The following is a 7653-nucleotide window of genomic DNA, read 5'->3' on the forward strand; positions in this document are numbered from 1 at the left end:
CATCAAGAGAAAGTAGAGCGGCAAGAGCAGGGTCAACTTGCTCTTGAATAAAGGCCCCCTTTTAGGGGGTTAAAACAAAGCCACCTTCTTCAGAAGGTGGATTCTTTACTGATTAAGTTATTCATTGGGCAGGGAAGATTATGAATCGTCATCACACTATCAATTATTTAGAGATTCCAACATCTGATATTGATTGTTCTAAAGCGTTTTTCAATACTGTATTTGGTTGGCGTTTTGAGGATTATGGCCCACAGTACAGTTGCTTTATCGATGCGGGAATAACGGGTGGTTTTTATCAAGCTGAGGTTTGTTTTACCCTAGAAAAGGGCTGTCCCCTGATTGTGTTATACAGTAAGACCTTGGAAGAAACTTTAGCTGCAGTCATCACGGCTGGCGGCACTATTAGCACTGAGATTTTTAGCTTCCCTGGTGGTCGACGTTTCCATTTTATTGAGCCTGCGGGCAATGAATATGCGGTCTGGTCAGAATAACAGTATTCAGCCCTGTGTTCGAAATTGCTGTCTCGATCAGCAGGATATCTGCATGGGGTGTTTTAGGCATCTTGAGGAGATTTTGGCGTGGCGAAACATGACAGAGGAGCAGCGAAGCGCCTGTTATCTTAAAATGGCTGAGCGCAAAGCCGTTTTTATGGCAAAACGCCCTAGTAGCTAAAATAGGCCACAGCATCGCGGCGCAACTTAAGTCAATACCGAAGTATAAAAATAGAAGCTCCGCGTTAACTGGCTAGATAGGATCAACCACAATATGTTCGAGTTCTATCGCGGCAACAGCATGCAATGCATCCATTGCTGCGCCCACTAAGCTGATTTTACCTTGGGAGGATTCCACCAATACCGCGCGGCGGATCTCACCAAAATCACGATTATGCCGAGTCAGATTCGATAGCGCCATTTGCATTGGGAGCATCGATGGGTTAAACGCGGCGTTTTCAGCGTAGCGACCACAGTAGGTTGCGCCATCCGCGGTTTCTAATACAACCGCCGCATAGCTTTGGGTATAAGGTGCATAGCTTAAGCCCGCATGATCTAAGGCTTCAATTACCATAGGATCACTGCTATCGAGTGCAAATTCAGTTTCCTGCTTGACTAACAGCGGTGACTGAATATTTAAGTCTTTTGGTCCAAACGCATAGGGCAGATAATAGGATAGTAAATGGCTATCCTGTGATGGCAAATGGATCTTGATTTGGCCGCCTTCGACTAATTCATTCATAAACTGACGGCAATGACCGCAGGGACTGGCGTTCACTATCATATCCACAATCTGGCTTTCGCCGCTAAGCCACGCGTGACTAATAGCGCTTTGCTCAGCGTGTACTGAGTGGAAGAGGGCTTCGCCAGGCAGTTCTAAGTTGGCACCCATATAAATGTCGCCACTTTTTCCTTTGGCAATTGCACCAACATAAAACTCACTAATGGGTGGTTTGGCCAAGGCGGCGGCAATAGGTAACAAAGCCAGTAACACCTCTGATTCGGTCATATTGCTGCTTTTGACTAACTCTGCCAGTTGCTGTGCATCGATATGTCCCGCAAAACCTTGATGTAATAAGGGAATTAATGCGTCAGCCAATGGGGTTGGCAGCTGGGTTATGCTTCGGATAAATCTATCTTGCATTTCCCGACTCCTTGTTTGTTAAGTTCATGGAAGAACATTCTAGTAATTTTGTTACAGTATAAATGCGAGTTAGTTCGCGTTTATGGTTCAATTAAGCGCCTGTTAGTTAACATCTGAAAGAAGTTATCAATCATAGGCGCTAAATCAACAAAAAACATGGGCTATTTTGTGGCCTACAATCCACGCAAATAGTGGCACAGGGCGGCGAGTAGTTTTTGTTTATGCTCATCGCCTTCGGTATCTTGCAACAAATTCTCAAGTTTGAGCAGATAATCCTGATCGGCCAAACGCTGCTGACAGAAGGTGCGCCAGCGATGGGACTCTTGATCATCAAGTAATTCGGGATAATTGCGCGCCCGATAACGGAATAGCATTTCTGGGATGCGTCCATCATCAAATTGCAAATCAAGTGCGGCTAAATTTTGAGGTAAGGTATGGCGAATGATCTCCATCTTAGCTTTATCGGCAGGGCTGAAAAATCCACCCGAATACAACATTAAGTCAGGATCCTTGGAGGTTACTTCGCCGTCATGCTCAAACAGTTGCGCCAGCTTCTCCCGTAATTCCGGGTGAGACTTTAAGCGTTTGTATTGTTCTCTGGCAAAGGCTTTATCAATGTTGAGTCTTTCTGCCTGCACATCATCTAAAATTTTGGACGAAGTAATAAAAGGGCATTTGTTAAGATGCACCTGTTTAACTGGGATGGGTAACTCATCCTCGGCAAGCTCCGCTCTGGGCGTGTACATGCGCGTTTTTATCTGCTCGACATCCAGCTCAAACAGTGGACTTAAATCCATCGCTAAATTCACGCAAATAATGGCATTTTTGTTACTTGGGTGGTGTGCAACGGGGGCGATAAGGGTTGTACAACCGTGCATTGCACTTATCTTCGAACTGACATGGGCAAGCGGTAGCATATTTAATACGTCAATTTGCGCGCTGACGGCTTGTTTACGGCGCAATTCAAAATAGTACTGATATAACTTAGGTTGCTTTTCTTTTATCAGTTTTGCCATTGCGATGGTGGCGTAAACATCTGACATGGCATCGTGCGCTTTTTCATGGCTTAAACCATTAGCTTGGGTCAGATGTTCCAGTTTAAAACTGGGTGAACCGTCTTCTTTTAATGGCCAATGGATACCGTCGGGTCTAAAGGCATAACAAGCCCTCACTAAATCAATGATATCCCAACGCGTATTGCCATTTTGCCATTCGCGGGCATAGGGATCGATAAAGTTACGGTAAAAGCCATAGCGGGTGACTTCATCGTCAAATCGTAACGAGTTATAGCCAGCGACACAGGTATTAGGTTGGCTGAAGAGAGTATGGATACGCCCCATAAACTCGGTTTCAGGTAAACCTTTTAAATTGGCTAATTGTGGCGTGATCCCTGTGATTAAAATCGCTTCAGGTGAGGGCAGGTAATCCGTTGATTGTTTGCAGTAAAAGGTCTCTGGCTCACCGATAATGTTAAGATCTAAATCAGTACGGACCCCGGCAAATTGGGCGGGTCTATCTTGGGCTGGGTTGGCACCGAATGTTTCATAGTCGTGCCAAAAAATACTTGGCTGAGATGCTGTATACATAATTTCAATCAAATGACGGTTTTGTCGAATGATAGCATCTTAGCCGTTAAACTCACCCCAATATTGATCAGCAAAAACCTTGATGGATAAATTATATTGAAAAGAGAAGCGCTTAACAGGTGATCTTTACCACGATTGGCAGTTACAATTCCCATTGAACAGGGGATCAGTCTTATGCATCATCAATATCTCAATGAACCTATGATACTCGATGTCGTACAGACGTCGTCATTGATCATAACGTTACCAAGCAACATGAGTGATTTTATTGTGCTTGAAACGATGGGGGCTCCCCTACTTGAGCTGATTGTCGTTTCACAAACGCCACCACAGATTGCAGTGCGCCTTCAACCGATTTTAGGGCTAACACTAAACACAACTTATGTTGCAGACGCAGGGCTAAGTGCTCCTGTATCAAGGTGCTTGGGTCAAGGCGTACGGCTTTATCATCGAATGGGGACTGCCCCTAAATTTGTTGCCCAAGAGCTTCGGGCAGGAATTTTAATTAAAGTTGATGTGAGAGAAAGTGTAACATTCTCTTTGCAATCGGCATCAAAGTTCGAGTTTGTAACACTTGAATCCGACGTCAGAGGCTTACATGAGCCGAGAGTACTGATGATGGCTAAGGCTATTCTTGCTAGGGAGTACGATTACGGTGCGACATCGGAATCCCTTGCGGTTTACCTCACCGAAATTGAGCAGATAAGATTGGAGTTACAAGCATTTTTACGGGGTGAACTTGGTCAATACCATACTGGCTTAGCTGAAGAGGCCGTACGATTAGATCCATTACTGCAACAGAAGCGCCAATGGCTTTTTCGAACTTATACCCACATGTTTGAGCGCCCGAGCTTTAGTCGCGCCGCAAATGATAGTCAGAATATCGACAAAGCCTTAAGGAAACTTGAGTGTTTTGAGCTACTCGCGTCTCCTGAATTACTGCAAATGGTCGAGCGATTAATGGAAGATGAGATATAAGCTTGACATCCCCCATTTTAAATAGAGTTAATCAATGCAATATATATGTCCTTTGTGCGCGTTACCCCTCACCCTAACACAACGAACTTGGGGATGCCCGCAGGCACACAAGTTTGACATGGCGAAAGAAGGTTATGTCAACTTGCTTCCCGTTCAGAAAAAAAACTCGAAAGATCCGGGTGATAATCAGCAAATGATGTTTGCTCGTCGGGAGTTCTTAAATGCGGGTTATTATCAAATCTTAAGTGATAGAGTTAATCAACTGGCACTCCAATATGCCAGTAGTGCACAGCAGATCCTTGATATAGGTTGTGGTGAGGGTTACTACAGTCATCGTTTATATAATGCCCTTGTTGCTCATCATTTTTGTTATTTACAGGGCGTTGATATCTCTAAGTCGGCAATAAAATATGCAGCCAAGCGCTATCCTAACTTAAGCTTTTGTGTAGCGAGTGCCTATGAAATGCCGATCCCATCTAATAGCATTGATTTAGCGATTAGAATTTATGCACCATCAAAAGTAGAAGAACTTCAGCGGATCATGGCACCTAGCGGCATTCTTATCACGGTATCGCCAGGGCCTTTGCATCATTTTGCGCTAAAACAACAGATTTATGACCAGCCAAGATTGCATCCTGAGTCTGAGGCCAGAGTTGATGGATTTGAATGCCTACATCAAGAGCGGCTTAGCGCGCAACTCGAGCTTAACGACAGCAAAGATATCGGCAATTTTCTCGAAATGACCCCCTATGCGTGGAAGTTTACCGCAGAGCAGAAACAAGCATTTTCTCAGAGCGGATTAAGCTGTGAGTTAGATTTCCAGATTGAAGTACATCGCATTTCAGTCTAGGGGCTGATTTTAACCTATTGAAATAAATTATTTAAAATGCTTTACTGTCAACGCTTAAGCCGTAAGAACATATTGTTCTGCGAGCCGGTAGCAAAACCTTAAAAGGCTTTGTTTAAATAAATTTTTCAAAGTGTCGCAGTATGTTGACTTATCTTTAGAATGGTTTATAGTTTTACTAGCTTGAAGGTTGGGCTTATATTTATGTGTTCAATACGACCCGTTCGTCCTGTAAACATAAGTAATACCGGCATTTTCCAGCTCCACCGCCGTTAAGGCTTTAATTTTTTATTTACAGGATTTATATCATGTCTCAAGTAACTGGTGTAGTTAAGTGGTTCAACTCTGACAAAGGTTTTGGTTTCATCGAGCAAGAATCTGGTCCAGACGTATTCGTTCACTTCCGTGCAATCAACTCTGACGGTTTCAAAACTCTTGATGAAGGTCAAAAAGTGTCTTTCACTGTGACCCAAGGTCAAAAAGGTCCTCAAGCTGAAAACGTAACCGTAATCGGTTAATTTTCAGTGCTGTTAGCCTAGGCGCTAATAGCGATGGATTTAAGAGCTGTGGTTTTTACCATAGCTCTTTTTATTTGTGCTGTTTTATCTTAATACTTACATCTCTCATTTCTCTCACTTTTAAGACCTCGTTCAGATTAATCTGCTGTTAGCTGTTATCATTTTTCCCGTGAATTTTGTTTATTTCGCTGTTAACGATATTAATAAATACATAAGCTTGGCTTGAAAATTGACTATTTACGTACGCGAACATTCAGGGCGATAACTGTCAGCCCACAGCCATATTGCAGTGCCGTGGACCGTTGCTTAAGGATCGATAGTGACTTCATTAGGAGTCGAGTTTATCATCCGCGACTTTATAATGTGGGTCATCCAACAGATTCACTTCAACAAGATCACCTGCCTTATGAAGTAAGGCTTTACAATCAGCACTTAAATGCACCAAATGTAGTCTTTTGCCTATGGACACATAACGCTCTGCAAGCGTATCAATCGCTTCTAAGGCGGAGTGATCGGCTACGCGAGAAAACTTAAAATCGATGACGACATCCTGTGGATCCTGTGAAGCATCAAATAACTCGAGGAAACTCGCGACAGAACCGAAAAACAGTGGCCCATTAAGCTCATAGACTTTCCAGCCTTGAGAGTTTTGAGTCACTTTGACGCTAATGTGTTTCGCATGCTGCCAAGCAAATACCAGCGCGGATACCACCACTCCCACAAATACAGCAAAGGCGAGATCAGTAAACACAGTTACTGTGGTTACAAGAACGATCACAAAGGCATCATGTTTGGGCACTTTGCCCATAAACTTAAAACTTGCCCATTCGAACGTACCGAGTACAACGATAAACATCACCCCAACGAGGGCTGCTAACGGAATAATTTCGATAAAGGCTGCACCAAAGAGAATAAATGCCAGTAGGCCAATGGCCGCGGTAATCCCTGATAACCTGCCGCGGCCACCAGAATTAATATTAATCATCGATTGACCGATCATGGCACAACCACCCATAGCCCCAAAAAAGCCGCTGGTGATGTTACCTACACCTTGGCCAATACATTCTTTATTGCTGCGTCCTCGGGTATGGGTCATCTCATCGATAACCGTCAAAGTTAACAGGGATTCGATTAATCCGACTGCGGCTAAAATAAAGGAATAGGGCAGAATGATGTAGAGCGTCTCAAGGTTAAAAGGTACCTGTGGGATTGCAAAGCTTGGGAGTGAGCCTGCAATTGTCGCATTATCGTCACCACTCATAGTCTTGAGAAAATCCAATACGTTACGAGTATCAAGATCAAAGCTAACGACAATAGCCGTGACGCTAAGAATTGCGACCAACGAGGACGGTATTGCAGTGGTCAGCTTAGGCAAGAAATAAATAATTGCCATGGTTAATGCTACGAGACCAAACATCAGCAACAACGGCTCTGGTGGTAACCAGACTAAGTTTCCAGCAGTGTCTTTTACTTTAAACTGGCCAAGTTGTGCCAAAAAAATCACAATGGCGAGACCGTTTACAAAACCTATCATCACCGGATAGGGTACGATGCGAATAAATTTCCCCAGTTTAAAGATGCCAGCGCTGATTTGGATTAATCCTGCCAGCACGACAGCCGCAAATAAGTATTGCACGCCATGTTCAACTACTAAGGACACCATGACCACGGCCATCGCTCCTGTTGCACCAGAAATCATCCCAGGTCGACCACCAATCAGTGCGGTGACCAATCCCATAATAAAAGCCGCATAGAGGCCCACCATAGGTTCGACATTGGCAACAAAAGCAAAGGCAACAGCCTCAGGGATCAGTGCGAGTGCGACGGTTAGCCCTGAGAGTATATCGGCTTTGTAGCTAGATGTTTTGTGGCGGAAGAGATCGAACATGAAACCTCTGTTACTGGTGTGTAGACAAAATAAGCCGCGCATACTACCAAATTAACTGATTAAGCTAAACCTGAAATATGCCTTAATTAGCTTGTCCCGTCCTAAGATAGGTTGACAGTTTTTAGGCCAGCTCCAGTAGCTGGCCTTTTCTATTGTGCACCTGATTGGGCGTTGCCATATTTAAACTCAGATGCGGTCTCA

8 protein-coding genes are annotated in these 7653 nt (G+C 44.0%); 5 read left to right on the plus strand and 3 right to left on the minus strand.

The features are described from left to right. Positions 1-140: 140 nt before the first annotated feature. Together M0413_RS22265 and M0413_RS22270 are read left to right on the plus strand one after the other, a co-directional pair. Positions 141-491: a VOC family protein gene (locus tag M0413_RS22265; protein ID WP_249555676.1), complete on the plus strand. Its 351-nt coding sequence runs from the start codon at positions 141-143 to the stop codon at positions 489-491. Next, a complete protein-coding gene (locus tag M0413_RS22270; protein ID WP_249555677.1) occupies positions 466-672 on the plus strand; it encodes a DUF1289 domain-containing protein in 207 nt (68 codons plus the stop codon). Before M0413_RS22265 ends, M0413_RS22270 begins: the two co-directional genes overlap by 26 nt. Before the next feature lie 72 nt (positions 673-744). On the opposite strand, the gene cdd is transcribed toward M0413_RS22270, so the two are convergent. Together cdd and sbcB are read right to left on the minus strand one after the other, a co-directional pair. Further along, positions 745-1635: a cytidine deaminase gene (gene cdd, locus M0413_RS22275; RefSeq protein ID WP_249555679.1), complete on the minus strand. Its 891-nt coding sequence runs from the start codon at positions 1633-1635 to the stop codon at positions 745-747. Between the two features lie 173 nt (positions 1636-1808). Continuing rightward, complete coding sequence (sbcB, locus tag M0413_RS22280; protein WP_249555681.1) at positions 1809-3221, minus strand: exodeoxyribonuclease I; 1413 nt, start codon at positions 3219-3221, stop codon at positions 1809-1811. 174 nt (positions 3222-3395) lie between these two features. On the opposite strand from sbcB, the gene M0413_RS22285 reads away from it, so the two are divergent. The 3 genes from M0413_RS22285 (at position 3396) to M0413_RS22295 (ending at position 5564) form a co-directional block, all read left to right on the plus strand. Further along, positions 3396-4199 carry a hypothetical protein gene (locus M0413_RS22285; protein ID WP_249555683.1) on the plus strand — a complete coding sequence of 268 codons (804 nt, stop codon included), beginning with the start codon at positions 3396-3398 and terminating at the stop codon, positions 4197-4199. 34 nt (positions 4200-4233) lie between these two features. Continuing rightward, positions 4234-5049: a 23S rRNA (guanine(745)-N(1))-methyltransferase gene (gene rlmA, locus M0413_RS22290; protein ID WP_099458283.1), complete on the plus strand. Its 816-nt coding sequence runs from the start codon at positions 4234-4236 to the stop codon at positions 5047-5049. Between the two features lie 305 nt (positions 5050-5354). Next, positions 5355-5564: a cold-shock protein gene (locus M0413_RS22295; protein WP_011072720.1), complete on the plus strand. Its 210-nt coding sequence runs from the start codon at positions 5355-5357 to the stop codon at positions 5562-5564. A gap of 328 nt (positions 5565-5892) precedes the next feature. On the opposite strand, the gene M0413_RS22300 is transcribed toward M0413_RS22295, so the two are convergent. Continuing rightward, on the minus strand, positions 5893-7452 hold the full coding sequence (locus M0413_RS22300) for a SulP family inorganic anion transporter (protein WP_172590642.1): 1560 nt from the start codon (positions 7450-7452) through the stop codon (positions 5893-5895). Positions 7453-7653: the final 201 nt, after the last annotated feature.

The sequence above is a fragment of the Shewanella sp. 8A genome, assembly GCF_023475945.1.
GTDB classification, from domain to species: domain Bacteria; phylum Pseudomonadota; class Gammaproteobacteria; order Enterobacterales; family Shewanellaceae; genus Shewanella; species Shewanella xiamenensis.